The organism is Pseudomonas mandelii, from assembly GCF_024138395.1.
Lineage (GTDB): Bacteria > Pseudomonadota > Gammaproteobacteria > Pseudomonadales > Pseudomonadaceae > Aquipseudomonas > Aquipseudomonas mandelii_E.
Map to the genome: position 1 here is coordinate 1 of NZ_JAMYDU010000056.1, position 1,244 is coordinate 1,244.

Here is a 1,244-nt window from a genome sequence, read left to right on the forward strand (position 1 = left end):
CTGATCTGGCCTAATAATTCCGGACACCTCTTAAGGGCGATATGATTTCGCCAATTTGGAGGTTCCATGAAAGAAAGAAGAGTCTTTTCTCGCGAGTTCAAACATCGTGCAGCCAGCATGGTGATTGACGACGGTTGTTCGGTACAGGAAGTCTGCGCGTCGCTGGACATCAGCGCTACCGCGTTACGGCGCTGGGTGGACCAGGTTCGCAAGGAACACAAGGGGCAGCCGGTTCAAGGCACCAAGGCCATTACTGAGGATCAGCGCCAGATTCAGGATTTGAAAGCCAAGATCAAACGCATGGAACTGGAAGCCGACATCTTAAAAAAGGCTACCGCTCTCTTGATGTCGGATCCCGATCGTTTTCGATGATCGCGGAGCTAAGAGAGTCATTCCCGACCGCCATCCTGTGTCGTGTTTTCGATGTGAAGCGCAGCAGCTTTTACGAGTGGCTACAGCGTCTCTCGCGGCCCAAGATCGAGCGCGAAGAGCTCAAGGTGAAGGTGGTCGAGTTGCACAGCGAAAGCCGGGAAGCCATGGGGTCCAGAACGATCAGCAAGCATCTGCAGGCCCAAAACATAGCGGCTGGAAGAAGCCTTGTTAAAGCACTGATGAGAGAAGCCAACATTGTCAGTAAACAACGCCAGCCTCATCCATTCAGATCCAAAGGAGTTGAAGCATTTGTCGCGCCCAATCTGCTCAAGCGCAATTTCAAACCGACCGCGGTCAATCAAGTCTGGTGTGGCGACGTTACAAGCCTGATGGTAGGCAAACGCTGGGTTCATCTGGCCATCGTGATCGATCTGTTTGCTCGTCGGGTCATTGGTTGGGCATTTTCGCTGGTCAATGACGCCAACTTGGTGAGTAAGGCGCTACGCATGGCGACAGAGCTTCGAACCTGCCCACCTGGGTTGATGTTCCATTCGGATCAGGGCTGTCAGTACACCAGTCGCAAGTTTCAAGAAGAGCTGATGCGCCATGGCATTTTACAGAGCATGAGTCACCGCGGGCAGTGCTGGGACAATGCTCCAACAGAACGCTTTTTCGGCACCCTGAAATCAGAATGGGTCCCTCGCAACGGCTACAGCACGAGCGAGGAAGCACAAACCGACATGGTGCGTTTCTTCATGTACTACAACCGCACCAGGCTCCACAGCTACAACAACTACCTGTCGCCGATAGCTATGGAGCAAAAAGCGGCATAAACACCGTAACCGGTGTCCGGGATTACTTGACCAGATCAG

At 53.1% G+C, this 1,244-nt stretch carries 2 protein-coding genes; both read left to right on the forward strand.

The window, feature by feature from the left end:
- The first annotated feature begins 66 nt into the window (after window positions 1-66).
- Complete coding sequence (locus tag NHU87_RS28280) at window positions 67-372, forward strand: transposase (RefSeq protein WP_253555163.1); 306 nt, start codon at window positions 67-69, stop codon at window positions 370-372.
- The gene (locus tag NHU87_RS28285; protein WP_253555165.1) at window positions 369-1,205 is read left to right on the forward strand and encodes an IS3 family transposase; all 837 of its coding nucleotides are present in this window, start codon (window positions 369-371) and stop codon (window positions 1,203-1,205) included. Before NHU87_RS28280 ends, NHU87_RS28285 begins: the two co-directional genes overlap by 4 nt.
- The last annotated feature ends 39 nt before the right edge of the window (window positions 1,206-1,244 follow it).